Here is a 25585-nt window from a genome sequence, read left to right on the forward strand (position 1 = left end):
TCTAGAGCTGCTCGAGGATTTTTGCCGCGCCGCTCTCGTCGACGCCCGGCTTGGTCTCGACATTGAGCGCCACGACCTTGCCGTCGTCGACGATCATTGAGAAGCGCTTCGAGCGCAGGCCCATGCCGGCCCCGGACAGATCGTTGTCTAGTCCCACCGATTTGGCGAAATCGCCGCTGCCGTCGGCGAGATAGAGGATCTTGCCTTCGCCGCCGGTGAACCGCGCCCAGGCGCCCATGACATGCACGTCGTTGACCGAGACGACGGCGATCGTGTCGACGCCGCGGGCCAGGATGGCGTCATGATTCTCCAGATAGCCAGGCAGGTGGTTGTTGCTGCAGGTCGGCGTGAAGGCGCCGGGAACGCCGAACAGCACGACTTTCTTGCCGGCGAAGATCTCATCGCCGGTGATCGACTTTGCGCCGTCCGCGGTCATGGTCTTGAAGGTCGCTTCGGGCAGTTTTTCGCCAACCGCAATGGTCATGGGGTGCCTCGCTTGGGGGATGGGAAGGATCGATGCCTTCGATATCGGACTGCGCGGGCTCCGGCAACTCTTCAGAGCAATTCCAGGAAAAGTGTGCAGCGGTTTTCCGTCCGGAATTGCGGCTCAGAAAGACCCTGGATCAAGGGAAAGGCAGCAGCCCGTCCACCGAACCCTCGGCGCTGGTCAGCGTGTAATACAGCCCGCCATCGGTCGGCGCCGCCGACGGCCGGTCGAGGATCGGCACGGTGAAGACGAGCTTGCCATCCTTCTGACTGCGCACCGGCGCGCCGAACATGTAGTCGCGCTCGCCGGCGATGAAGAGATCGACGGATTGCGGATCGCCGGGCGACTGCGCCTGGACGACAAGGGTCTCATGGTCGCTGGACAGCACGCTGATGCCGAAATCGGACCGGGCCGGGGAGGGCAGCGTCGCAAGTGCGGTTTTCACCAGGGCCGCGTCGGTCGCGTTATCGGGGTCGGACCCGGGATCGACGCTGAGCCGGGTCTGCACTGGAATGCAGATCGTCTCGCAGATGCCGAGGAAGATATTGGCATCGATGGTCGCCGGCTGGTCGGGCGAAGACAGCGTGAACGTCACCGGCAGCGACACCGGACGATCGTAGCCGGCCCATTTGCCGTAGCCGTCGTCATGCCGCTGCGGCGGCGGGAACGACAATTGCGCGTCGGCGACATTGGTGCTGCCCGATATGTCGAGTTGCGGCGGCACGCCGGCGTCGCCTGGATCGCGCCAATAGGTTTTCCAGCCGGGCTTCAACGCGATGTCGAGCACGCCGTGGATCTTGCCGGCCTGGTCGGGCTTGCCGGTGGTCACCAGCCGAACCTTGCCGCCTTCACTGTTGTACCAGTTCGAGGAGGAGGCCTCGGCCGATGGGCTTGTAGCCCACCCGAAAACGACGCCGAGAACCAGTAATTTCATGTATCGCATGCGGTGATTTGACCGTCCGTTCTTGGCCGCGCAATGACTTCGTCGCTCTCCCGGTATCATATTTGCGTGACATCGGGGACTGGCACCATCTTTTCGGCGCTGCCGAAACGCGTTACGCTGAGGCCATGGACTTGCTGCGCCACAAGAAGTCGGCCGCCGGACGCGGTTTCCTCGACGATCAGTTCCTGATTGCCATGCCCGGCATGAAGGACGACCGTTTCGCGCGCTCCGTCATCTACATCTGCGCCCATAGCGACGAGGGCGCGATGGGACTGATCATCAATCAGACGCAGCAGATGCTGTTTCCGGACCTGCTTGTGCAACTCGGCATCATGAACGAGCAGGAAGCGATCCGCCTGCCGGCGCATACGCGCGATTTCGTCGTGCGCAACGGCGGGCCCGTCGACCGCAGCCGCGGCTTCGTGCTGCATTCGGGCGACTATCGCGTGGAATCCTCGCTCAACGTCTCCGATGATATCTGCCTGACGGCAACCGTCGATATTCTGCGCGCCATCTCGACCGGCCGCGGCCCGCGCCATGCCCTCATGGCGCTCGGCTATTCCGGCTGGGGCGCCGGCCAGCTCGAAACGGAGATCTCCGAGAATGGCTGGCTCACCTGTCCGGCGACGCCGGAGCTTCTCTTCGACACCGATATCGAGCGCAAATACGACCGTATCCTTGCCTCGATCGGCATCGACCTCGCCCATCTGAGCGCCGCCGCCGGGCACGCTTAGCCTACCCGAGCAGACGCAGAGGCCGTTTCGAAACTCGCTCATGCCAGCCATATGGTGGTGATTTCGAGAACCGGAGCGGAGCGTGCTTAACGCACGTGAGCACCGGAAGCGCAGAAAGCGCATCCAGATGGCCGCAGGAGCAGAGTTTCCAAACGGCCTCTAAGCCTGGGTCAGCGGATACTGCTCCCTCAGCGTCTTCAGCACCTGGTCGCCGGGCATCGGCGCGCCGAACATGAAGCTCTGCACATATTCGCAGCCCATCTGGCGCAGCTCCAGCGCGTCGCTTTCATCCGAAATGCCTTCCGCCACGACCGAAAGCCCCAGCTCATGCGCCATGTTGACCATCGATTTGAGCAGCACGGCACGCTTCGGCGTGGCGTCGTCGACGAAGCTCTTGTCGATCTTGATGGTGTCGAAGGGGAAGCGCGTCAGGTAGGAGAGCGAGGAATAGCCGGTGCCGAAATCGTCGAGCGACAATCCGATGCCGAGCTGCTTCAGCTTGGTCAGCACATGCGCGGTCTGCTCGGGATTGTCCATCACCAGGGACTCGGTGAGCTCCAGCCGGAAGCAGCGCGGTTTCAGATTGGCGCGCGCTATGACCGAGCGGACGTCGCTGACCAGGTCGCGGCGGATGAGCTGGCGGCTGGACAGGTTGACCGACACCGACAGCGGCGCGTCGCCGATCTGCTTCTGCCAGGTCGCGAGGTCCTCGGCCGCCTGCTGCATGGCGAACAGGCCGAGCTGCACGATCAGCCCGCAATTCTCGGCGACCGGAATGAAGTCCCCCGGCGGGATCATGCCGCGGCGCGGATGGTCCCAGCGCAGCAGCGCCTCGAAGCCGGCGACGCTGCCATCCTCCAGCCGCACGATCGGCTGGTAGGCAAGCGTGAACTCGCGCCGCTCGATAGCGCGGCGAAGGTCGGATTCGAACTGCAGCCGGTCGGTGCCGACGGTGCGGAAGGCGGGACGGAAGGGCTCGATCCTGTCGCCGCCGAAACGCTTGGCCTGGTGCATGGCAAGCTCGGCGTCCTTGACCATGTCCTCGGCCGAAGTCTGCGCCGTCGTCCAGGTGATCAGGCCGATCGATGCGGTGAGCACGATTTCTCGCTTGGCGAAGGTGATCGGATTGTTGATCGCGTGCTTGATGGCGTCCGCCATGGCAGCGATGCGGGCCGGGTCCTGTTCCGAAAGCAGCATCAGCGCGAACTGGTCGCCGGCAAAGCGCGACAGCGAATCCTTCGGCTTGAGCAGCCGGTGCAGCCGGCGCGCGACAGTGAGCAGAATGGTGTCGCCGGCGGAGATGCCAAGGCCGTCATTGACCTGCTTGAAGCGATCGATGTCGATGATGAAGACCGTCGGGCGCACCTTCTCCTCGGTGCGGGCGATCGAGATGATCGCTTCCAGCCGGTTCATGAACAATTCGCGGTTCGGCAGGCCGGTCAAATTGTCATGCACGGCGTCGTGCAGCAGCCTTTCCTCGGATTTCTTCTGCTCGGTGACGTCGATCATGGTGCCGACGCAGCGGATCACCTCGCCGTCGGAGCCGATCACCGGGCGGGCGCGCAGCGAGAACCAGTGGTAATGGCCGTCGGCGCCGCGCAGGCGGAAGTTCTGCGCTACCTTGCCGCGCCTATGCTCCAGCACCACGTCGAGCGTGGTGCGGAACGTGTCGCGGTCGTCGGCATGCAGCACCGGCAGCCAGTTGCGGGCCGCACCCCCAAGGCTGTTGGGCGCAAGGCCGAGCTGCAGGCTGATGTCGGGCTTAGTCACCACGCGGTCGCGCAGCACGTCCCAATCCCAGACGATGTCGCCCGAGCCGGCGACGGCGAGCGCCTGCCGCTCCAGGTCGGAGAACAGGCCCTGATGCAGCGCGCCGCCGGCAAAGGCGTGCTGCATGACCGTGAAGCCGATCAAGAGGATGATCAGGATCAGCCCGCCGCCCAGCGCCGGCTGGGCGATGTCGTTGTCCAGCATGCCGGTGATCGCCATCCACGACCCGCATAGCCATAGCAGCACCATCACCCAGCTCGGCACCAGCATGATCGCGCGGTCATAGCCGCGGATGCCGAGGAAGATGATCAGGCCGAGACCCGTGAGCGCGGTGGCGGCGAACGAGATGCGGGCAACGCCGGCGGCGACCGCCGGATCGACGATGGCGACCCCCGCGATCAACAGCAGCCCGAGGATCCAAACCAGCGCGCCGTAGCTGAAATGACCATGCCACCGGTTGAGGTTGAGATAGGCGAACAGGAACACCACGAAGGTTCCGGCCAAGGCCACCTCCGTGCCGGCCCGCCAGATCTGCTCGTTGCCGGGCGATATCTCGATGATCTTGTTGAGGAAGCCGAAGTCGACGCAGATATAGGCCAGTACCGCCCAGGCGAGCGCCGCGGTCGCCGGGAACATCGAGGTTCCCTTGACCACGAACAGGATCGTCAGGAACAGCGCAAGAAGCCCCGAAATGCCGATGACGATGCCGCGAAACAGCGTGTAGGAGTTGACCGAGTCCTTGTAGGAATCCGGCTCCCAGAGATAGACCTGCGGCAGTTTCGGCGAGGCGAGCTCGGCGATGAAGGTCACCACCGTTCCGGGGTTCAGCGTCACCCGGAACACGTCGGCGTCGGGGCTTGTCTGGCGGTCGAGCGCGAAGCCCTCGCTGGGCGTGATGGCGGCGATGCGCGTGGAGCCGAGATCCGGCCAGAAGATGCCGGAATTCACCAGCCGGAAATGCGGCGCGACGATCAGCCGGTCGAGCTGCTGGTCGGTGGTGTTGGCGAGCGCGAAGACGGCCCAGTCGCCGCTCGAGCGAGCATCATTGGCTTCCACTTCGATGCGCCGCACGATGCCGTCGGGGCCGGGCGCCGTCGAGACCTGGAAATTTTCACCCTGGTTCCGGTAGATTTCCACGGCGCGCGATAGGTCCAGCGCCTTGTCGTCGCGCGCGATCTTGATCGGCTCGACGGCAAAAGCCGGCATGGCCGAAAAAAGCGTGACGACGACCGTCATGATGAGGGCGAATAGCGACGCTAATCGCGGAAAATTCGTCACAATCAGCCCTTCGTTCCATCGCCCGGCGGATCGTCCGCGATCCGGGCGTAGAGGTAGTGATCCTGCCAGATGCCGTTGATCCTGAGATAGGATCGCAGAAGTCCTTCGCGCCGGAATCCGGCTTTTTCAAGCACACGGATCGACCGGGCATTTTCGGGAATACAGGCAGCTTCGATCCGGTGCAACCGCAGCGTATCGAAGGCGAAGCGCGACACCAGCTTGACCGCCTCGGTCATCATGCCGCGGCCGCCGAAGCGTTCACCGATCCAGTAGCCGATATGGCCGCTCTGCGCGACGCCGTGGCGGATGTTGCCGAGCGTGATGCCGCCGGCGAGCTTGCCGCTCGATTTTTCGAAGATGAAGAAGGCGATAGCCGTGCCCTGGGCATAATCCTCGCGATAGCGGCTGATGCGCAGGCGCCAGGCATTGCGGTCGAGCTCGTCCGGCTGCCAGCGCGGCTCCCAGGGTTCGAGGAAGGCGCGGCTTTCGCCGCGCACCGCCGACCATTCGCGATAGTCGTTGGTCAAGGGCACGCGCAGCGTGACCTTGTCGCCCTTCAGTGCCGGCAGGTCGCGGCGAAAGAAAGGGAGCGCGAACACGGTTTTGGTCGAAGATCAGACGGCGAGCCGGCGGGCCGTCGTCTGCGGGCCCGCAAGCGATTCGAGGATCGCCTCATAGGGCGCAAGCGTGCCCACGGGACCGACCGCGGTAAGCGTCGGCTTGGTCGAGAACAGCCGCGAGGAGAGATCGGTCAGCCGCTCGACGGTCAGCGCCGAAAGCCGCTCCATCAATTCCTCTTTGGCAATCGGCCGCCCGAACAACAGCAGTTGCCGGGCAATCTGCGAGGCGCGGCTCGCTGGGCTTTCGGCCGACATGATCAGGCCGGCGCGATATTGCGCCCGCGCCCGGTCGAGCTCGTCCTGCTGGATGCTCTCGCCGGCCTTCTGCAATTCGCCGATGATCACCGGCACCAGCTTGGCGATGTCGCTCTGCCCGGTGGCGGCATGCACGCCGAAGATGCCGGTGTCGGAAAAACCCCAGTGGAAGGCATAGACCGAGTAGCAGAGGCCACGCTTCTCGCGCACCTCCTGGAACAGCCGCGACGACATGCCGCCGCCCAGGATCATCGACAGCACCTGCGAGGCGTAGAAATCGCGCACATGGTAGGCGCGGCCCTCGAAGCCGAGCACGATCTGCGCATCCATCAGGTCGCGGTCCTCGCGGAAGTCGCCGCCGACATATTGCGCATATTGCGGGATATTGCCCGCCGCCTTGGCGCGGAAGCCGCCAAGCCGCTTCTCGACCTCGTGCACGAAATTGTCGTGCTTGACGTCGCCGGCGGCCACGACGACCATCCGCTCGGCGTCATATTGGCGCTCGATGAAGCTGTGCAACTGTTTGGAGGTGAAGGATTTGACCGTCTCCGGCGTGCCGAGGATCGAGCGGCCGATGGTCTGATGACGGAAAGCCGTTTCGGTGAAGCGGTCGAAGACGATGTCGTCGGGCGTGTCGTGCGCGGCGCCGATCTCCTGCAGGATCACATGCTGCTCGCGCTCCAGCTCGTCGGGATCGAATTCGGATTCCTGCAGGATGTCGGCCAGTATATCGACCGCCAGCGGCACGTCGTCGGAAAGCACCCTGGCGTAGTAGGAGGTCGTCTCGACGCTGGTGGCGGCGTTGATCTCGCCGCCGACATTCTCGATTTCCGAGGCGATCTCGAAGGCGCTGCGGCGCTTCGTGCCCTTGAACGCCATGTGCTCGAGCAGATGGGCCATGCCATGCTCTTCGTCGCGCTCGTTGCGGGCGCCTGACTTGACCCAGACACCAAGGGCAACCGATTCGATGCTTGGAAGGGTTTCGGTGGCGACTGTCAGGCCGTTCGACAGACGGCTTACCTCAACACCCATATGGCAAGTACTCCCTAACGCGCCGCCCGCGAGTGGCGGTCCACGTAATCTTCCACCATTTTCAAGTCGGATGGAAGTATCGTGTATTTTTCGTCGGCTGTCATCAAGCCGCCTAGCCATGCGGGCAGGGCAGGGGTGATGCCGCTTGCGGCCTCGACCGCCGCCGGGAATTTCGCCGGATGCGCGGTGCCGAGCACCACCATGGGCACCGCGCCGGAGTCCTGGGTGGCGGCGACACGGACGGCTGCGGCCGTATGCGGATCGAGCAGGTAGTTGCTCGCCTCGAGCGTCGCGCGGATGGTGGCGGCGACCTCGTCGACGCTAGCGCGGCCGGCGTCGAATTCGGCGCGGATGCGCTTGAGCTCGCCCTCCTCGATGGTGAAGGCGCCCGACTGCTTCAGGCCGTTCATATAGCGCCGCACCGTCTCGGCATTGCGGCCTGCGGCCTCGAACAGCAGCCGCTCGAAATTAGACGACACCTGGATGTCCATCGACGGCGAGGTCGTGGCGAACACGCCCTTGGTGCGGTATTCGCCGCTCGCCAGCGTCCGCGCCAGGATGTCGTTGTCGTTGGTGGCGATAATCAGCCGCTCGATCGGCAGGCCCATGCGCTTGGCGGCGTAGCCTGCGAAAATATCGCCGAAATTGCCCGTCGGCACGGTGAAGGAGACCGGCCTGTCGGGCGCGCCGAGCGACAGGGCCGACGAGAAGTAATAGACGATCTGGGCCATGATGCGGGCCCAGTTGATCGAATTCACACCCGACAGCGACACCCTGTCGCGAAAGGCGTGGTCGTTGAACATGTCCTTCACCAGGCCCTGGCAGTCGTCGAAATTGCCTTCGACCGCCAACGCATGGACGTTTGCCGCGCTCGACGTCGTCATCTGGCGCTGCTGCACCGGCGATACCTTGCCGTGCGGGAACAGGATGAAGATGTCGGTGCGGTCGCGGCCGGCGAACGCATCGATCGCGGCACCCCCGGTGTCGCCCGAGGTCGCGCCGACGATGGTGGCGCGTTTGCCCCGTTCCGAAAGCACATGATCCATCAGTCGCGCCAGCAACTGCATCGCCACGTCCTTGAAGGCCAGCGTCGGGCCGTGGAACAGCTCGAGGATGAAGGTGTTTTTCCCGGTCTGCACCAGCGGGCAGACGGCCTCATGCCGGAAAGTCGCATAGGCCTCGCGCACCAGCCGCTCGAAGACGGGCGCCGCGATCTCGCCGCCGAGGAACGGCGTCAGCACGCGAATGGCAAGGTCCGGATAGGCAAGGCCGCGCATAGCGCGGATGTCGGCGGCCGAAAACTGTGGCCACTCGCGCGGCACGTAGAGCCCGCCGTCGCGCGCCAGGCCGGCCAGCACAGCGTCGGAAAATCCAAGCGCGGGCGCATCCCCGCGGGTACTCACATATTGCATCGTCAAGGCCTGTTGCTGCCGGTCGCGTCATCCACGGCAATTGGTTAATTTTCCGAGCCCGCTCAGTCGCATTTTTGCCGCGCGGTTGCTATACGTCACCGGCTTTGTGAGAGGGAAGTGCAGTTTCATGGCGTTTTATTCGGTCAACCGTCGTTTTGTCGCGGGTCTGGCGCTCACCGGCTTTATGCTTGCCGCCGCCGGCTGCCAATCGAGCGACAATGGTATTCTTAACTTTGGTCTAACCAAGAAGGATCCCGTCGCGCCGCCGCCGCCGCAGGATCCCAAGATCCTCGCCAGCCAGCTGCGAGCCTATTGTCCGAAGGTGACGCTGCGCGACGGCACTGCCTATTTCAACACCTATGCCAAAGGCACGACGGCGAAGCCCAAGAAAAAGAAGGTTGACGCCGCGGCCGACGCCGCGGCCGACGCCGAGGCCGAGGCAGCCGCCGCGGCCGCACAGACCGGACCCAACGGCCAGCCGATCGATCCCGCCCACGATCCGTCGAAGATCATCTACCAGGCGTCGATCACCGACGTGACGCGCGATTGCACCCATGCCAACGGCCAGATGTCGATGAAGATAGCCGTCGCCGGCAAGATCGTGCCGGGGCCGATGTTCGCGCCCGGCACCGTCACCATGCCGATCCGCATCGCGGTTCAGCATGGCGACGAGGTGCTTTATTCGCAGCTGCATCCGTACCAGGTGCAGGTTACCGACCCATCGGCCGCTACCCAATTCGTCTTCGTCGACAGCAATGTCGTGGTGCCGGAGCCGACCGCGCGCGACTACCAGGCCTATGCCGGCTATGACGAGAACACGCCGGTCGCCTCGGCGGACAAGCCGAAAGGCAAGAGGAAAAAGCGCGCTCCGGCGACCAACTGAGCAAGGGCAGGAAACAACGACGGCGTCTCGCTGGCCAAACGAAACAGACGTGTTCGTCGTCTATTCAGGTAATCCGGCTGCCCGTAATGCGCTGCCAAGAGCCTGCGCGAGCGCGGGCGCGCAATTCACGCCTGCAAACTGGCGGCTGTAGTGAAAGCCAGGCTGAAGCTCGATCACGCGGGCGGCGGCCGCCCTCGCTTCGTCCAATCGGCCAAGCTTGGCCAGCGCGGCGGCCAATTGCACATAGGTGATGCTGTGCGCCGGATTGGCTTGGACGGACTTATAGGCAGCACGGCAAGCCTCTTCGTAACGGCCGCGCAGCAAATGGCTCATCGCCTGCGCGTCAAATGCGGCCCAGGCCCATGAATCGAACGGGCTCAGCCGCATGCCCTGCTCGCTCCACTCTATTGCGCGCTCTGCTTCACCGCTCCATCCGAGCATGACGCTGCCGAGGATGTAGGTCAGCGCCGAGGACGGGCTGATGGCAAGCGCAGCTTCCAATGCCGCGAATGCGCCGGCGCGATCATGCGCATCCATTCCGATGGAAAAGCCCGCCCATGTGAGGGCGAGCGCATCATCCTGCCCGTGGACGATGGCCGAACGCGCGTGGCGGATCGAAGACGCACGGTTGATCTCCTGCAGGCCGGCGCGAAGGAACAGGCAATGATGGCACATCGCGGCATTGCCATGCGCCAGCGCATAGGCCGGTTCGAGCGCGAGCGCACGCTCGAGAAGCACCAGCGCCCTGGTCACCTGATCCGGCATGCCTGAATCCACGTCAGGCTGCGCCTGCAGCACGAGGTCATATGCATCGAGACTGTCGGGGCGCTTGCGCTTGACTCGTTCGATTTCGGCTTTCCGCACGCTTGGCGCAATCGCTCCTACTGCTGCCAGTGCGATCTCGTCTTGGAGCGCAAAGATGTCTTCGGAGCTGCGATCGTAGCGCTCGGCCCAGACATGAGCGCCGGTCGATGCATCGATCATCTGCGCGGTAACACGCACGCTGCCGCCGGCCCTGCGCACGCTGCCTTCGAGGACATAGCGAACGCCAAGCTCGCGGCCGACCTGCTTCACGTCGATGGCGCGACCCTTGTAGCTGAAGGTCGAGTTTCGCGCGATGACGAACAGCCATTTGATGCGCGCCAGACCTGTGATGATGTCGTCCACCATCCCATCGGCAAAATACTCCTGCTGCGGGTCGCCGCTCAAATTCGAGAACGGCAGGACCGCGATCGAGGGCTTCTCAGGCAAGCTCGGTGCCGACGCGGCGCGGGTGGCGGCCGAGGTGTCGGGAACATTGCTGGCGACGGCCGGTCCGACATAGCGATAGCCGCGGCGCGGCAGCGTCTCGATCCAACTCGCGACATTCGCCGCGTCGGCCAGAGTCCGGCGCAAGGCTGCAATCTGAACCGTCAGATTGTTATCGGCAACCGCCGATCCGCCCCAGCCGGCGTCGATCAGCGCGTCCTTGGACACGGGTTGGCCCGCATTCTGGATCAGCAGCCGCAGCAGCGCCACGGCGCGCCGCCCAAGCATGGTCGGCTCGGCCCCGTAAAAGAGAATGCCCACCTCAGGATCGAGGCGGAACGGGCCGAACTGGTAGGCGTCGCCCCTGGCTGTCATTCGAGTCTTTTAGCAAATTTTTGGCAACGGATTCACGACTTTCCGGTGTGAGCAGCCGATGTTGCGCGAACGCTTGCCGCAATCAAGCGCCCTGTCAGAGGAGGATCAAATGAGCGCCGATGCCGTCATCCGCATGCCCGACGAGAAGAAGGGCGTCATGTTGCGTGGCCATCCAATGGCTTTCCTCGTTACCGATGAAAATACCAGGCATACGAGCATGTTCGACTGGACGATCCCGCCGGAATTCGCCACCGGGCGGCATGTTCACCGGGTGCAGGAAGAGACCTTTTATCTGCTCGAGGGCGAGTGTGAATGGCATGTCGGCGACAGGACGGTCCGGGCAACGCCCGGCACCTTTCTGTTCATCCCGCCGGGAATGCCGCACAACATCACGAATGTCAGCGAGAAGCCGGCGCGCGTGCTGATGACCGTCTCTCCGCCCGGTCACGAACATTACTTCGAAGAGCTTGCCGAACTCACGGCGCATGGCGCGCCGGATCCGAAAGCGCTCGCCGACCTGCGAAACCGCTACGACACCGACCAGCTGTCGACGCTGACGACGCGCTCCTAGCCGGATCCCTTGGGTTTCTAGGCGTCTTCCGACCACTCCGACAGCGCCGCGATCGTGCTGTTGAGCTCCGCCCAGCGCCGGATGACCGTTTCGGCGCCGGCCTCGGTCAGCGCATCGGCATGGCCCGGATAGCTGTGCCCGGCGCCGGTGAAGCCGATGACGCGCATGCCGGCGGCCCTGGCGCCGGCGATGCCGTGCACGGAATCCTCGATCACGAAAGTGTTTTTCGGGTTGGCGCCGAGCTTTTCGGCGGCGTAGAGAAACACGTCCGGCGCCGGCTTGGTCTTCTTGCTGGGAATATCGAGACCCGAAAAGATGCGGCCGGCGAAGAACGGTAGCAGCCGCACCTTCTCCAGCATGAATTCGACCCGCTCGGTGCGTGAATTGGAGCAGACGGCGCGTGGCGCGGTTACGGCCGCCACCGCCTCGCGGGCGCCGTCGATGATGCGCACGTCTGCGCGCAGCTTGCGGTCGACGAGTTCTTCCTCGCGGTCGATCAGCGAGGCCTGGAATGGGATCCGCGACTTCTCCTCGACCCGCAGCATGATGTCCTTGAAGGTCAGGCCGGCATAGGTCTCGGCAAGCTCCTCGGCCGAAATCTCGAATCCGGCCGACGTCAGAAGCTCGGCATCGACGCGCGCGGCAATGATTTCGGAATCGACGAGCACGCCGTCGCAATCGAAGATGACAAGGTCTGGCTGGGGCATGGCAATCCGGAAGTTGAGAAGGGGCGCGTGGCATGGCTGGCCCAAGCGGTGCGGCATACACCAACGGGCCGCTCTTCGCAAACCGCGCAAGCGTCTGCAGCCTTCACTGAATGTTTACGCTGATCGGTAACCATAACGGTCAGTAAACCGTAACGCGTGCTTTGGGTGTTTTGATGTCTGCCATGCGTCTTCTCGACGAGCTTTCCCGCGCTCCCCAGCGGTCCGAATGGCTGGATACCATCCTGAAAGGCGATTGCGTCGCCGCGCTTGACCGCCTGCCGGAAAAGTCGATCGACATCATCTTCGCCGACCCGCCCTATAATCTGCAGCTCGACGGCGACCTGCACCGGCCCGACCAGTCCAAGGTCGACGCCGTCGACGATGACTGGGACCAGTTCGAGAGTTTCGAGGCCTATGACGCCTTCACACGTGCCTGGCTGCTCGCGGCGCGCCGCGTGCTGAAGCCCAGCGGCACCATCTGGGTCATCGGCTCCTATCACAACATCTTCCGCGTCGGCGCCCGCATGCAGGATCTCGGCTTCTGGATCCTGAACGACATCGTCTGGCGCAAGACCAACCCGATGCCGAATTTCCGCGGCCGCCGCTTCCAGAACGCGCATGAGACGATGATCTGGGCCTCCCGAGACCAGAAGGCCAAGGGCTACACCTTCAACTACGAAGCGCTGAAGGCCTCGAACGACGACCTGCAGATGCGCTCCGACTGGCTGTTCCCGATCTGCACCGGCGGCGAGCGGCTCAAGGACGAGAATGGCAACAAGCTGCATCCCACGCAGAAGCCGGAAGCCTTGCTTGCCCGCATCATGATGGCCTCGACCAAACCGGGCGACGTCGTGCTCGATCCCTTCTTCGGTTCCGGCACCACCGGCGCCGTCGCCAAGCGCCTTGGTCGCCACTTTGTCGGCATCGAGCGCGAGCAAGCCTATATCGATGCCGCCAATGAGCGCATCGCCGCCGTACGCCCGCTGGAAAACGCCGATCTCACCGTGCTTTCCGGCAAGCGCGCCGAACCGCGCGTCGCCTTCATCAGCCTGCTCGACAACGGCCTGGTGGCCCCGGGCGCCACGCTCTATGACGCCAAGAAGCGCTGGGCGGCGAAAGTGCGCGCCGACGGCACGCTGGCCATCGGCGACAGCGCCGGCTCGATCCACAAGATCGGCGCCGAGGTGCAGGGGCTGGATGCCTGCAACGGCTGGACTTTCTGGCACTATGAGCGCAGCGGCGGCTTGACCCCGATCGACGAGCTGCGCCGCATTGCTAGGCTCGGCATGGAGCGGGCAGGAGGCTGAGAGCGGCCTCAGGCTTTATCTTCCTCAAGGAGGATTTCAGTTACATCCCCTTTCGTCATCAGCGAAAGCTGGTTGGCGAAGCGGGACAGACGTGCGTAGTCGATCTTCAGCCGGACACGTGTAAAGTTGCGGGCCTCGACGGCTTCGGCGACCTCAACTTGCACGAACAGGTGGCCGACCCCATCGGCAGGAAAGACTGAGATGTTTATGAGACCAGGCGACCTCAGAGCCAGCTCAGAACGCTGAAGCGGATAGGTCTGCAGCGTAGCAAGAAATTCGCTTACGCCGCTCGTGGGAAAATTCGCGCAACCATGGCCTTGAAAATGGTCCTGCTCGATATCGATGTCGAGGATCGGCCAGTCCGGATCGAAGGTTAGGACGAGTTTTCCCATTCCGATTTGGCGTCAGGCCGCTACGCCAAAGTGTTCAAGGTCTGCTTTAAGCGTCTCGGCGTCGGTGAACAGCACCGCCTGCCAGCCGGCGGCCTTGGCGCCGTCGACATTCTTCTGGCTGTCGTCGATGAATAGCGAAGCCGCCGGATCGAGCCCGAACGAAGCCACGTGATGGTCGTAGATGGCGCGGTCCGGCTTGATCAGGCCGATGTCGCCGGAGACCGTGATGCCGCGCGGCTTTTCAAGGAACGGAAAACGGGCGCGAGCCTCGCGGAATGTGTCCGACGCCCAGTTGGTGAGCAGGGTCACGTCGCGGCCGTCATCGATCAGGCCCTCGAGCAGCGCGACGCTGTCGTCATAGGCATGCGGCACCATGTCATGCCAGTGGCGGCGGAAGTTGCGGATGTTCTCGGCATGGGCGGGATGCTCGGCGATCAGCGCCGCCTCGGCCTCTTCCCATGTCCGCCCGCGATCCTGCTCGATGTTCCAGGCGCTCGTGCAGACATTGTCGAAGAACCACCGCCGCTCCTCGGCGTCGGGGATCAGGCGGCTGAACGGAATGTCCGGATCGTAATGGATAAGCACCTTGCCGATGTCGAAGACGATATGGCGGATTTCGGTCATTGCGGTCCTTTCAATGCGGGTGCTGCTTTTTGGTCGCGCCCGGTATGGCCGTCTCGATTACCTTTTTCATGACGGTGGGCAGCGCTTCCCCGGAAATTTCATGGGCCAGCGACCAGAAATACCCGTCGGGCGCATCGCGCTTGACGTGGGCATGAAAGATGTCGAGCTCGAGCGCGAAATGTGTGAAGACGTGGCCGATCTGCCCGGCACGCCGCCAATCGGCGGGAAAAGGCGCGGCATCCGCCGTCGTCGCGCCATCCACCCTGGCGGTCCAGGCGGTGGTCGGCACCTCCGTCATGCCGCCGAGCAGGCCTTTGTCGGGCCGCTTGCGCAAGAGGATGGCGCCGTCGTCGCGCTCGGCGACGAAGGCGGCACCCTTGCGCAGCGGCTTGTCGTCTTTCGGCAGGCGGACCGGAAAGCGTTCCGGATCGCCGCTGAGAATGGCGCTGCAATCCTCGCGCACCGGGCACAGCATACAGCGCGGCCGCTTCGGCGTGCAGATCGTCGCGCCGAGATCCATCATCGCCTGGGCGAAATCGCCGGGCCGCGTTTGCGGGACCAGCTTTTCCACCAGGGCGCGGATTTGCGGTTTGGCTTCGCTGAGCGGCGTCTCGATCGAATAGAGCCGGGCCACGACCCGTTCGACATTGCCGTCGACGACTGCCGCCGGCCGGTCGAAGGCGATCGCCGCGATCGCCGCCGCGGTGTAGGCACCAATGCCGGGCAATTCGCGTAGGCCCGCCTCGGTGTCGGGAAAACGGCCGCCTCGCAGCGCCACGAGGTCGGCGCAGGCCTTCAGGTTGCGCGCCCTTGAGTAATAGCCGAGCCCGGCCCAGGCCTTCATCACGTCCTCGGCGGGTGCCGCCGCCAGCGCCTCGACCGTCGGCCATTTCTCGACGAAATTGCGGAAATAGGCTTTTACCGCCTCGACCGTGGTCTGTTGCAGCATCACCTCGGACAACCAGACGCGATAGGGGTCGGGCCTTGCGCCTCGCGCAAACGCGCTTGGCGTCACACGCCAGGGCAGGTCACGATGATGCGCATCATACCAGGCAAGCAGGCGGGCCCCGATATCCCGGGATCCAGCTTTACTGGCATCTCCGGATCCCGTATCGCCGGATGGGGCCTGCTGTGATGCCTTGCGGGTCTGATCGAGCGGTGCCATTGATCGAATGAGCGGTGAACTGGAGAACGCACATGGCAGGGAAAAGGCCCTTCGGCAATCCCGTTCCGGTGAGCGATCTCGCGACCGAGATCCTCGATCCGGTGCTGAAGAAGCGCGCCGGCATCTCGATAGGGTTGGTACAGTCCTGGGAAGAGATCGCCGGACCGCGCCTTGCTGCCTACTCGCGGCCGGAAAAGATCCAGTGGCCGCGCCGGCTGCATGAGGACGACCCGTTCGAGCCGGCGACATTGATCATCGCCTGCGAGGGGATGGCGGCGCTGCATCTGCAGCACGAGGCCGGCGAGGTGATCAATCGCGTCAACGCCTTCCTGGGTTTCAATGCGGTCGGCCGCATCAAGATTCTGCAAAAACCGGTGCTTTCGCAAAAGGCGCGCCCAAAGCTGGCGCCCCGGCCTTTGAGCGAGGCCGAGAAATCGAAGCTTTCGCGCATGGTCGGCAAGATCGAGGACGACGGCCTGCGCGGTTCGCTGGAGCGGCTCGGCGCTACAATTATGGGTGAAAGGAAGCCCAAAGGGTCGTAAGAAGCGTCATGAATGCGTTACCGATCTCGCGCATTCGTGATGCTTGTGATCAAGTTTCCCGATTGGATTGGGGATCGCGATGCCTTAATTCGCGCCAACTCTCGCCTTTTCTAGCCCTTGCATTGCAAAATCCAACCGATATCAGGTGATTCGCATGAACCGTGCCCCGTTTGGCAAAAGTCTGTCTCGCAGAAACCTTCTGACCACGCTGGCTGCTGTTCCTGCGGTGGCGCTGCTTGCAGCATGCAGCGACTCCGGCGAGGAGGCCAAGGCCGCCGATGTGAAGCCGGCCAACCCGTCGACGCCTGCCAAGCCGGCCGCGACGCCGGCGGCGGCCCAGGTGCCCGAGGCGCAGGGCACCGTCGATATGGCGGAGCTGCTCAAGCCCGGCGCGCTGCCCGACAAGCAGCTCGGCAAGGACGACGCCAAGGTCACAATCGTCGAATACGCATCGATGACCTGCCCGCATTGCGCGCATTTCAACGACACCACCTTCCCTCAGTTGAAATCGAAATACATCGACACTGGCAAGGTCCGTTACATCCTGCGCGAATTCCCATTCGACCCGAGCGCGGAGGCCGGCTTCATGCTGGCGCGCTGCTCGAAGGACAATTACTTCGCCATGGTCGACGTGCTGTTCAAGCAGCAGCCGAGCTGGGTTGGCGTCAGCAACACCAAGGAAGCGCTGCTGCAGATCTCGAAGCTCGCCGGTTTTACACAGGAGTCCTTTGAGTCCTGCTTGACGGACCAGAAGCTTCTGGACGATGTGAGAGCAGTCCAGAAACGCGGAGCGGACGAGTTCAAGGTCGACTCGACGCCGACCTTCTTCATCAATGGAAAGACCTACAAAGGGGCGATGTCGATTGAGGAAATGTCGGCCATCATCGACCCTCTGCTCTGACATCCAGGCCGCGCCGAAGCGGTCCGGCTTCGGCGCGCACCCCTGTAGTGTTGGGCGGCGCGAATGAAGTTTTCGCGCCTTCGCCTCCTTGGTTTCAAGTCCTTCGTCGAGCCCGGCGAGTTCGTCATCGAACGCGGGCTGACCGGCATTGTCGGGCCGAACGGCTGCGGCAAGTCGAACCTCGTCGAAGCGCTCCGCTGGGTGATGGGCGAAAGCTCCTATAAGAACATGCGTGCGTCCGGCATGGACGACGTGATCTTCTCGGGCTCCGGTGCCCGGCCGGCGCGCAACACCGCCGAAGTCACGCTTTTCCTCGACAACACCGACCGCACGGCACCCGCCGCCTTCAACGATGCCGATGAATTGCAGGTGTCGCGCCGCATCGAGCGCGAGGCGGGCTCGCTCTACCGCATCAACGGCAAGGAAGCGCGCGCCAAGGACGTGCAGCTTCTGTTCGCCGACCAGTCGACCGGCGCGCGCTCGCCCTCGATGGTCGGGCAGGGCCGCATCGGCGAGCTGATCCAGGCCAAGCCCCAGGCCCGTCGCGCGCTGCTCGAAGAGGCGGCCGGCATTTCCGGCCTGCACACGCGCCGTCACGAAGCCGAGCTCAGACTGAAGGGTGCCGAGCAGAATCTCGAGCGGCTGGACGACGTCGTCGGCGAGCTGGAAGGCCAGATCGAAAGCCTGAAGCGCCAGGCGCGCCAGGCCTCGCGCTTCAAGAATCTCTCGGCCGATATCCGCAAGGCCGAGGCAACGCTCTTGCATCTGCGCTGGACGCTGGCCAAGGCGCAGGAAGGCGAGGCGCGTTCAGCGCTTGCCGTCGCCACCACGCTGGTCGGCGACCGCGCCGCCGCCCAGATGGCGGCGGCCAGGGAGCAGGGCATCGCCGCGCACCGGCTGCCCGATCTGCGCGACGCCGAAGCCGCCGCAGCCGCCGCCTTCCAGCGCCTGTCGATCGCCAAGACCCAGATCGAGGAAGAGGCCGGCCGCATCCGTGCGCGCCAGACCGAGCTCGAACGCCGGCTGCAGCAGCTCGACGCCGACATCGCCCGCGAGGAGCGGATGGTGCGCGACAATGCCGACATCCTCGAGCGCCTGCGCACCGAGGAAGCCGAGCTCAATTCGGAAAACGCCGGTGCTGCCGAGCGCGAGGCGACCACGCGCGCCGCCTTCGAGCAGGCCGGCGCGACGCTCTCGCAAAGCGAGGCAAAACTTGCCGCGCTGACCGCCGAGCGCGCCGAGGCGGCTGCCTCGCGCCACCAGATCGAGCGTAGCTTGCGCGAGACCGCCGAGCGCCGCGACCGCTTCGCGCGCCAGCTCGCCGACGTCGATCGCGAGCTTTCCGATATCGTCGCGCGGATTTCCGGCCTGCCCGATCCGGCCGAAAAGCGGCTGCTGGTCGAGGACGCGCTGGCTCGGCTGGAAGAGAGCGAGGCCGGCGCCATTTCCGCCGAGCAGGCCGTCGCCGAGGCGCGCGCCGCCGAAAACGCCGCCCGCCCGCCGCTGCAGGATGCAAGGGCGGAACTGGCGCGCATCGAGACCGAGGCGCGCACGCTGGCAAAGATCCTCAACGCCACCAGCGGCGGCGATCTTTTCCCTTCGGTGCTAGAGCAGATCAGCGTCGAGCGCGGCTATGAGACGGCGCTGGGCGCGGCCTTGGGCGAGGACCTCGACGTCCCGCTCGACCGCAGCGCCCCGGTGCATTGGGGCGAAAGCGCGGTGCAGCCCGGCGATGCGTCATTGCCCGAAGGCGTGAAGAGCTTGGCCAGCGTCGTGCGCGCGCCGGCGCAGCTTGCGCGCCGCCTGGCGCAGGTCGGCATCGTCGATGCCGCCGACGGCCGCCGTCTTCAAGCATTGTTGGCGCCCGGCCAGCGGCTGGTCAGCCGCGACGGCGCGCTCTGGCGCTGGGACGGCCTCACCGCAAGCGCCGACGCCCCGACCGCCGCCGCGCTGCGGCTGGCGCAGAAGAACCGTCTGGCCGAGCTCGACGCCGAAGCCGTGCAGGCGACGCGCGTCGTGCGCGAGGCCGAGGAAGCGCTGGCTCGTGCCGAGCAGGCAATGCGCCAGGCAAGTGAGGCCGAGCGCAATGCGCGCCAGGCCGGCCGCGATGCCCAGCATGCGCTGGATGCCGCCCGCAACGCGCTGGCCGAGGCCGAGAAGGCCGGCGGCGAGCTGTTGAGCCGGCGCGCCGCGCTTGAAGAGGCACGCGCTCGCATCGTTGACAGCCACGAGGAGACGCAGGCCTCCTTCCTCGAAGCCGAGGAGATGCTGAAGGACGCGCCTGATCTCGGCGACCTGCAGCTTCAGCTCGAACAGGCTTCCGCCAACGTCTCGCGCGACCGCGCGACGCTTGCCGATGCACGCGCCGTGCATGAAGGGCTGCGGCGCGAGGCCGAGGCGCGCATTCGCCGGTTGGACGCCATCGGTGCCGAGCGCAAAAACTGGGTGGAGCGCGCCGAAAATGCCTCGACGCAGATCGCCGCCCTTGGCGAGCGCAAGGCAGAAGCCGAAGCCGAGCGCGAGCGGCTGGCCGATGCGCCCGACGAGATCGACGCCAAGCGCCGTGCCCTGCTGACGCAGCTTTCCGAGGCCGAGGCGCTGCGCAAGGCTGCCGGCGACCGCCTGCAGGAGGCGGAAAACAAGCAGGCGGAGCTCGACAAGGCGGCCACCGCTGCCATCCAGTCGCTCGCCGAATCGCGCGAAACCCGCGTTCGCGCCGAGGAGCGGCTGACCGCGGCGGATGAACGCCGCGCCGAGGTCGAGGCGCGCATCCAGGAGGCGCTGAACACGCCGCCACATCTGGTCATCAAGCATACCGGCCTCGAAGCCGACGACCCGATGCCCGACATGGCCGAGATCGAACGCCAGCTCGACCGGCTGAAGATCGAGCGCGAGCGGCTCGGCGCCGTGAACCTGCGCGCCGAGGAGGAGCAGAAGGAACTGTCCGACAGGCTGGAAACCATCGTTTCCGAGCGCGAGGACATCATCGAGGCGATCCGCAAGCTGCGCCAGGCAATCCAGAGCCTCAACCGCGAGGGCCGCGAGCGGCTGCTGTCGGCCTTCGAGGTGGTCAACGGCCATTTCCAGCGGCTCTTCTCGCATCTCTTCGGCGGCGGCACGGCCGAGCTGCAGTTGATCGAGTCGGAGGATCCGCTGGAGGCGGGGCTGGAAATCCTCGCCCGCCCGCCCGGCAAGAAGCCGCAGACTATGACGCTGCTTTCCGGCGGCGAGCAGGCGCTGACTGCCATGTCGCTGATCTTCGCGGTGTTCCTCACCAACCCCGCGCCGATTTGCGTGCTCGACGAGGTCGACGCGCCGCTCGACGATCACAATGTCGAGCGCTTCTGCAATTTGATGGACGAGATGTCGAAGACCACCGAGACGCGCTTCGTCATCATCACCCACAACCCCATCACCATGGCGCGCATGGACCGGCTGTTCGGCGTCACCATGGCCGAGCAGGGCGTCAGCCAGCTAGTCTCGGTCGACCTGCAGGCCGCCGAAGCGATGCGCGAGGCGAGCTGAGAGCTCGGCCGGTTCAGGCTGGCGAACCGATCTACTTCTCCGCAGCCGTAGCAGGCGCCGTGTAGCGCCGCCGCACGGCGTCGATCACCAGCTTGCGGCTCTCGTCGGCCGACAATGCCTTGTTCTTCTCCGCCTCAGCCGTTTCTCGGGCGAGGTCCTTGTCCCTGATCTGTTGGCGGAACCATTTGGAATAGTCGCCGGCGCGCAGATGGTATTCCCATGTCTTGTCGTCGATGCCTTCCGCCATCTGCGCGAAGATGATGAGATTGTGGGCTCTGAGGTTCATCGCCTTCCTCGGGCCGGTGAAGTAGAAGCTGCCCGCCTCGTCGAGCTCGCCCTCCGCATATTTGCGGCTGTGGCGCTTCAGCGACTGGTCCGGCTCGATTGCCTTTACCGTGAACGGCTTCTTGCCGTCGTGCGGCCGCCAGAACAGCACCCGGTTGCCCTTGGGCAACGGAATGCTTTTTGGAGCCTGGAGCCCCGTCTCCTTGCAGAAGGTCTTGATCACGCCCTTCGCCTTGGGCCCAAGCGCAATCACCGCCGTCACCAGGCCGAGCGCATCGGTCGAGATCGCTTCCGGATGGACGGTAATCAGCACCGTGCCGGGCAGCTCGATCGAAAGCACGGATCGCGTATCCCCGCGTCGCTTGGGCATCAAATGATGCGCTTCGTCGATGATCAGCCAGTGCGGCCTTGCCGTGCGATAGCGGACATTGCCGAGGCCCGGCAGCAATTCAGCGAAGAAATCGGGCCTCTCATCGACCTTCAGCGCCAGGCCGTTGACCACGATATTGGTCTGCGGTTTCTCGATCAATTCCAGCAACTGTTCCTTGTTCGGCGCGGTCGAGCCGTTGCCGAGCGGCACCGCGCCTTTCAGTCCGTCATAGTCGCCCTCGGGGTCGAAAATGCAGAATTGCAGACCCTTTTCGACCAGCCGCTCGGTGAGCGCCGTGGCCAAGGTCGATTTGCCTATGCCCGAGCTGCCGGCGATCAGCACCGTTTCCATCGGCGACAAGTAGATGTCCTTGCCGCGTGAGGTCCCGAGCAGCACGCCGCGCAAGCGTTTTTTAGCCAGCAGATGATCGTGCTTGACCAGCCTGCGGATCAGCTCCTCGACGCCCTTGCCGCGCGTTTCCTTGGTGACGAGGTCGGCGGTTTCCTTGACGGCGGGCAGCGCATTGGCCACCGCGACGCTGCAGCCCGAAGCCCTGAGGAAGGCGTGGTCGTTTTCGGCGTCGCCGACGGCCACGACATTGTGCGGCGACAGCTTCAGGTCGTCGAGCGCTGCCGCCAACCCGGTCGCCTTGTTGATGCCGGAAGGCAGGATCATAACCGCGCCCTTGTTGAAGATGATCTCCAGCTCCAGCCCAAGCTGCTTGATGACGTCGAGCACGGTGGCTTGGTGCGGCTCCCAGGTGGCGACGATCGAGCGGCCGACGGACAGCGGCTTCACGCCGCGCTTTTTGAGCCTGTCGACAAGATCCGCGGAAGGCGAGGGGGCGATCGTGCGCTCTTCCTCGCTGGCCGGCGTGTAGACCAGCGCGCCGTTTTCGGCGACCACCTTGTCGAACAGGGAAAGTTCGGGAAACACCTCCTTGAGATCGGGCAGTTCCCGCCCTGTGACCAGGATCAGCTTGCGCCCGGACTTCTTCAGCTTCTCCAGTGCCAAGATCGTGCTGGCCGCGACAAGGCCATCATGCGCTAGCGTGCCATCATAATCGGTGGCCAGTGCCATGAAATACATCGGTTGAAACCTCTCCGAACGGTGTTTGTCGGTCCGTCTGGAACGAACAACGCCTGTCGGCGGAAAAGGTTTAGGCCGATGGTTGGCGTCGAAACGATCGCGGTGTTTCGCCCAGCTCACGGCCCATACAGCGCGCCGCCCAGCCGAATTGGAGCGTACGCCGATGGGAACCCGGTCGGCAGGATCACGTTCGGTCTTGACGAGGTTGCTCCCGCACAAGCGCTCGAGCTGGAGTGAGAGGCCGATCCGATGTATGTCTTTCTGGAGGTCCTGACCGTCGTCCTTGTGGCCGGTGCGATGGCCATGGCGCTCGCCCACGCGCTGGAGCTGCCGGGCAAGTTGCGACTCGGCAGGCAAGAGTATTTCGTTGTCCAACGCATCTACTACCCGGGTTTCACGATTGGAGGCGGCATCGCGGAGATCGGTGGGATCCTCGCGACTTTTGCGCTGATGCTGACGTCGAGCGGTGCGCTCCATGTCTGGCTGATCGCCGGCGCCTTGATCGCGCTCCTCGCCATGCAGTTTGTCTTCTGGTTCATGACCCAGCCGGTCAACAAGCACTGGCTGCAGGACGTGGAACTGAACGCGCCTGCCAAGCGCTTCTTCGCGACTGAGGGCAGCGACGGAGCTCCGCTCCCACCGGCGCAGGAGTGGACGGCGCTGCGCAACCGCTGGGAACTATCGCACGTTATCCGCGCGGCACTGGCGATGCTGAGCCTGATCTTGCTCACCACCGCAATCGCCATTCAAGGCGCCTGATGTCCGACCGGCTTTCCGGTCAAACCACGCGATGCTTCAAACGCGTTGGCCGATCGTCCGTTCGAGCTTGGCGTTGATGTGGAGGTTGGCTGGGGTTCTTGGAAGCTTTTCGAACTTTCTGGGTAGCGCCTCAGCCCGAATTGCGGGTGCTTATGGACAAAGCAGGATATTAGATTCGCTTTTTGGACGGTTTGTAAGGCCCCTGCTAATGGCGCGTGCGCTGTTCGGATAGCGCGCTACCACGCATCTCCGAATAATAAACGGCACTTTGCGCCGCATATTTCGTTAAACCGAGACTGGTCCCGCTCCGCAAAGCGGATGATCAGAGTTCAATCTAGCTGCAACATGCTCGATGCAGTTTCGCACCATTGCAGCATTGGGGTGCCTTCGGCGGTAGCAGCATATGCAAGACAAAGCGCTGACAGACTAAGATACCCCCGACCATGCCGAGTTTGGCGCCGTTGGCAACGAAGCCATTGAGGAATTCGGCCCACGCGCGATGTCCTGAGCAGTCGAGGGGAATTGGTCGGGCATGGTCCTTATTTTACCTTGCTCATCAAACGGAGTTCAGGCTCGAACTCGGCTCCTCCCGGCGATCCTTGGATTCTTGGCCCGCCGAGAAGAGGCCCGTCGAATTGTGGGCACTGGTGAAGGAGGTTGGGATGCATGCGCCTTCTATCGGACAGGCTTGATCGAGGGCACTCGCCGGATTTCAGCAAGGGCGGGGCCACTGGTCCGTTGAGACGACCGACCATGCGCTGCGTCAACGTACTACGGGGATACTGCCGCGCGTCGCTTTGGCGTCGCGCTAACGTCTCCGTCCCTATAGCCACTCGATCTTCAGGATCGGGTGCAACTCGATGCCGTTTAGCGGCGAGGTGCCGGTGGCGCCATGGATGCGGTCGAAGAATCCGACGCCAGTAATGCGCGCCGCGGTCGGCTTTACTTTCGCCTCAAAGGTTGGCATCTCCAGGGCTTCGTCCAGCGGCGTGCGGAACGAGACTGGCAGCCTCTCTAATGCCATCGGCTGCAGCAGGAATTGATCGTCGCTGACGGCGTCGCGGGGTACCAGGGTATCGTTGAGCTGCACGAAGTCGTGCGGCGACAGCGGCGCGATCAAGTTGTCGTCAACTGCCTGCCTGACGTCCTTGATGTTCTGCAGCCACGGCGCGGCTTCGTCGATGAATGGTGGGCGCGGCGTCGGCACTTCGCCAACCATCATCTTGCTGCTCGCCCCTTGCAGGACTAGGTGATAGTCTCCGTCCTTCTCCAGCTTGACCCCAATCACGTCGCATTCGATGCGCCACACCGTGAACTCTACCGGCCCGCGCCGGCGTTCCTGGTAGCTCGGGAAGAGGATGGTCGGCGGACGCATGTCCGCCGGCCGGCCGATTAGGTTGAGCTCCTCGATCGTCGTCTCGACGATGCCTGTGGCGAGCTTCTTGCCGCCGATCACATTCTTTCCGACAAGTGCCACGTCGCGATCGGTGCCGGTCTTGATCGACCAGCGCTCCACGCCAGGCTTGGTGACCATCTTCAATCCGACAACCATGTCCTGGTCGGCCGGCATGGCCTGTTGCCCCTCCGCGGCGCACGCCGCCTTGACGGCGACCGCGACCGCCGTCGGCACCGTAGCGAGTGTGTTGACGTCGCCGAACGGCGCTTTGAGGTCGTCGATCCCTGAAGGTGGCAGCGCCGGCGGCGGCGTGGGTAGGGGCGGCACCGGTGAGATGCCCATGCCTCCTGCGCCATTACGCGCTCGTCCGAATATTACGAAGCGCGGGGTGACATCGCGGTTCGATCCGTTGCCCGGTCCCTTCATCGTGTAACCGGTGGCCGCAAATAGCTTGCCGCCAGGATGCACGGGCCGCACCGCAAGATAGTCACCCCATTCCCCCTTGCCGGTCGAGGGGTCTCCGATCGGGCTTCGGTCGCCATTGGCGACGATCAGGTGTTTTTCGGAACCGGTCAGAATCCAGGCTGACGACGTGGGTGGAGGAGACCATCGAGCGCACGCTGACATTCTTTCGCGTGCCGCGTCAGCACCACAAGCACCTGAAGTCGACCAACATGCTGGAACGCCTCGACGAAGAGATCAGGCGCCGAACCTATGTCGTGCGCATCTTCCCCAACGCCCAAAGCTGCCTGCGCCTGGTCAGGGTGCTGGCCGTCGAAACCAACGAAAACTGGATGGAGGCCAACCGCTACATCAACATGGACGACCTGCGCGAGCACACGAAGCTCGCTCTGCGCCAAGCCGCATGACCAGCCTCATGGCCGCCCCGTTTTGCAGAACTTGACGCACACAACC

Annotated in this window: 21 protein-coding genes and 1 pseudogene; 9 read left to right on the forward strand and 13 right to left on the reverse strand. The window is 64.2% G+C overall.

Annotated elements, in window-relative coordinates; genetic code table 11:
• Position 1 precedes the first annotated feature (1 nt).
• Entirely contained in the window at positions 2–484 is a 483-nt protein-coding gene (locus LB526_RS16600) for a peroxiredoxin (RefSeq protein WP_224628553.1), read from the reverse strand.
• A 139-nt stretch (positions 485–623) separates the two neighbouring features.
• The gene (locus LB526_RS16605; RefSeq protein ID WP_318012412.1) at positions 624–1430 is read right to left on the reverse strand and encodes a protein-disulfide reductase DsbD domain-containing protein; all 807 of its coding nucleotides are present in this window, start codon (positions 1428–1430) and stop codon (positions 624–626) included.
• Positions 1431–1555: 125 nt separating this feature from the next.
• Here LB526_RS16605 and LB526_RS16610 point away from each other — a divergent pair, with 125 nt between their 5' ends.
• Positions 1556–2164: a YqgE/AlgH family protein gene (locus tag LB526_RS16610; RefSeq protein ID WP_095767156.1), complete on the forward strand. Its 609-nt coding sequence runs from the start codon at positions 1556–1558 to the stop codon at positions 2162–2164.
• 159 nt (positions 2165–2323) lie between these two features.
• On the opposite strand, the gene LB526_RS16615 is transcribed toward LB526_RS16610, so the two are convergent.
• From LB526_RS16615 to thrC, 4 genes are read right to left on the reverse strand one after another with little or no spacing between them, the layout of a single operon-like run.
• The gene (locus LB526_RS16615) at positions 2324–5212 is read right to left on the reverse strand and encodes an EAL domain-containing protein (RefSeq protein WP_176476983.1); all 2889 of its coding nucleotides are present in this window, start codon (positions 5210–5212) and stop codon (positions 2324–2326) included.
• A gap of 2 nt (positions 5213–5214) precedes the next feature.
• Complete coding sequence (locus LB526_RS16620; RefSeq protein WP_140541542.1) at positions 5215–5811, reverse strand: GNAT family N-acetyltransferase; 597 nt, start codon at positions 5809–5811, stop codon at positions 5215–5217.
• Between the two features lie 15 nt (positions 5812–5826).
• On the reverse strand, positions 5827–7119 hold the full coding sequence (locus LB526_RS16625) for a M16 family metallopeptidase (protein WP_224628555.1): 1293 nt from the start codon (positions 7117–7119) through the stop codon (positions 5827–5829).
• Between the two features lie 14 nt (positions 7120–7133).
• On the reverse strand, positions 7134–8531 hold the full coding sequence (thrC, locus tag LB526_RS16630; RefSeq protein WP_224628557.1) for a threonine synthase: 1398 nt from the start codon (positions 8529–8531) through the stop codon (positions 7134–7136).
• A 127-nt stretch (positions 8532–8658) separates the two neighbouring features.
• Between thrC and LB526_RS16635 the strand changes: the two genes are divergently transcribed.
• Positions 8659–9414 carry a hypothetical protein gene (locus LB526_RS16635; protein WP_224628559.1) on the forward strand — a complete coding sequence of 252 codons (756 nt, stop codon included), beginning with the start codon at positions 8659–8661 and terminating at the stop codon, positions 9412–9414.
• A 60-nt stretch (positions 9415–9474) separates the two neighbouring features.
• Here LB526_RS16635 and LB526_RS16640 read toward each other — a convergent pair whose 3' ends face one another.
• Complete coding sequence (locus tag LB526_RS16640; protein WP_224628561.1) at positions 9475–11037, reverse strand: winged helix-turn-helix domain-containing tetratricopeptide repeat protein; 1563 nt, start codon at positions 11035–11037, stop codon at positions 9475–9477.
• A gap of 109 nt (positions 11038–11146) precedes the next feature.
• Here LB526_RS16640 and LB526_RS16645 point away from each other — a divergent pair, with 109 nt between their 5' ends.
• Positions 11147–11608 (forward strand): cupin domain-containing protein, encoded by a 462-nt coding sequence (locus LB526_RS16645; protein ID WP_224628563.1) that lies wholly within the window; start codon positions 11147–11149, stop codon positions 11606–11608.
• Positions 11609–11625: 17 nt separating this feature from the next.
• Here LB526_RS16645 and LB526_RS16650 read toward each other — a convergent pair whose 3' ends face one another.
• On the reverse strand, positions 11626–12315 hold the full coding sequence (locus LB526_RS16650; RefSeq protein WP_224526341.1) for an HAD family hydrolase: 690 nt from the start codon (positions 12313–12315) through the stop codon (positions 11626–11628).
• 173 nt (positions 12316–12488) lie between these two features.
• Between LB526_RS16650 and LB526_RS16655 the strand changes: the two genes are divergently transcribed.
• A complete protein-coding gene (locus LB526_RS16655) occupies positions 12489–13622 on the forward strand; it encodes a site-specific DNA-methyltransferase (RefSeq protein WP_224628564.1) in 1134 nt (377 codons plus the stop codon).
• Positions 13623–13630: 8 nt separating this feature from the next.
• Here the strand turns inward: LB526_RS16655 and LB526_RS16660 are convergent, their stop codons facing one another.
• Genes LB526_RS16660 through mutY form a run of 3 tightly spaced genes read right to left on the reverse strand, consistent with a single transcriptional unit; the run spans position 13631 to position 15803 of the window.
• A complete protein-coding gene (locus LB526_RS16660) occupies positions 13631–14014 on the reverse strand; it encodes a hypothetical protein (RefSeq protein WP_224628565.1) in 384 nt (127 codons plus the stop codon).
• Between the two features lie 12 nt (positions 14015–14026).
• Positions 14027–14638: an HAD family hydrolase gene (locus LB526_RS16665; protein WP_224628566.1), complete on the reverse strand. Its 612-nt coding sequence runs from the start codon at positions 14636–14638 to the stop codon at positions 14027–14029.
• A gap of 10 nt (positions 14639–14648) precedes the next feature.
• Positions 14649–15803: an A/G-specific adenine glycosylase gene (gene mutY / locus LB526_RS16670; RefSeq protein ID WP_224628567.1), complete on the reverse strand. Its 1155-nt coding sequence runs from the start codon at positions 15801–15803 to the stop codon at positions 14649–14651.
• 32 nt (positions 15804–15835) lie between these two features.
• On the opposite strand from mutY, the gene LB526_RS16675 reads away from it, so the two are divergent.
• The 3 genes from LB526_RS16675 to smc all read left to right on the forward strand — a co-directional run bounded on the left by LB526_RS16675 (position 15836) and on the right by smc (position 20771).
• Positions 15836–16345 carry a DUF721 domain-containing protein gene (locus LB526_RS16675; protein ID WP_224628568.1) on the forward strand — a complete coding sequence of 170 codons (510 nt, stop codon included), beginning with the start codon at positions 15836–15838 and terminating at the stop codon, positions 16343–16345.
• A gap of 154 nt (positions 16346–16499) precedes the next feature.
• Positions 16500–17246 (forward strand): DsbA family protein, encoded by a 747-nt coding sequence (locus tag LB526_RS16680; protein WP_140847337.1) that lies wholly within the window; start codon positions 16500–16502, stop codon positions 17244–17246.
• 63 nt (positions 17247–17309) lie between these two features.
• A complete protein-coding gene (gene smc / locus LB526_RS16685; RefSeq protein WP_224628569.1) occupies positions 17310–20771 on the forward strand; it encodes a chromosome segregation protein SMC in 3462 nt (1153 codons plus the stop codon).
• 31 nt (positions 20772–20802) lie between these two features.
• Here smc and LB526_RS16690 read toward each other — a convergent pair whose 3' ends face one another.
• Positions 20803–22515 (reverse strand): HAD family hydrolase, encoded by a 1713-nt coding sequence (locus tag LB526_RS16690; RefSeq protein WP_224628570.1) that lies wholly within the window; start codon positions 22513–22515, stop codon positions 20803–20805.
• A gap of 249 nt (positions 22516–22764) precedes the next feature.
• Between LB526_RS16690 and LB526_RS16695 the strand changes: the two genes are divergently transcribed.
• Entirely contained in the window at positions 22765–23274 is a 510-nt protein-coding gene (locus tag LB526_RS16695) for an anthrone oxygenase family protein (RefSeq protein ID WP_224628571.1), read from the forward strand.
• Between the two features lie 823 nt (positions 23275–24097).
• On the opposite strand, the gene LB526_RS16700 is transcribed toward LB526_RS16695, so the two are convergent.
• Positions 24098–25012, reverse strand: a complete 915-nt coding sequence (locus LB526_RS16700; RefSeq protein WP_224628573.1) for a hypothetical protein — start codon at positions 25010–25012, stop codon at positions 24098–24100.
• Positions 25013–25251: 239 nt separating this feature from the next.
• On the opposite strand from LB526_RS16700, the pseudogene LB526_RS16705 reads away from it, so the two are divergent.
• A pseudogene (locus tag LB526_RS16705) lies at positions 25252–25539 on the forward strand (transposase); the annotation flags it as partial.
• Positions 25540–25585 lie beyond the last annotated feature (46 nt).

Source organism: Mesorhizobium sp. CA6 (genome assembly GCF_020165035.1).
Classification (GTDB): domain Bacteria; phylum Pseudomonadota; class Alphaproteobacteria; order Rhizobiales; family Rhizobiaceae; genus Mesorhizobium.